Genomic DNA, 685 nt, shown 5'->3' with positions numbered 1-685 from the left:
GAATTAATATCACCAAAATCCAATGTTGCTACATTATTACTAAATGATTTTTTATTATCAAATTGACTTGTTACATCTTCGTATTGACTAAAATCATAGATTCTATTACTTTGAGGCAATTGTTGATCAGAGTTAACTTTATAAACCTTTATTTCTGTATTTTGGTCAATAATGGTGCTACCATTTCCTAGTTTAATATTTCCATAATCATCTACTTGACTACCAGCTATATCAACTTTAGTGTTGGTTGCTGATTTTTTCAATGGGTTAACATAAATTTGTTGTTCAATAGTTTGCTTATCTTCATCTAATTTTGTAAAGATAGATTGAATGTTTGAATCACCATGGACCATTGGATCTTGATAATCAACAGTGACATTTTGGCTTGTTTCTTTACCTGCTGTAGCAAATGTTAAATTCAAACTTGTCTCATTTGGAACTGTTTTTTTATCAATATACGAATATAGAGTTAAGCGTGATTTTATATCTTCATATTTATCTACATAGTCTGTAAATGTATATGTGATTTGCTTAGTTGCTTTATCAAATGTTCCTTTAGCAATGACCTCTCCTGATGGATCAGTAATATCGATAGGATCATTTTTATCTGTTAAATCCGAAGGAATTACATTCTTATCATAATTAATCGTCATTGTATCGCCTTTTTTGACTTTATTGTCAATTG

Annotated in this window: 1 protein-coding gene; it reads right to left on the bottom strand. The window is 29.1% G+C overall.

Features of this window, described 5'->3' with window-relative positions:
- The coding region (locus IDG60_RS28005; RefSeq protein WP_206161056.1) for an Ig-like domain-containing protein at nt 1-685 on the bottom strand (685 nt) is incomplete at both ends.

This window comes from Staphylococcus sp. EG-SA-2 (genome assembly GCF_017152085.1).
This window is presented reverse-complemented; position numbering and strand designations above follow the sequence as displayed.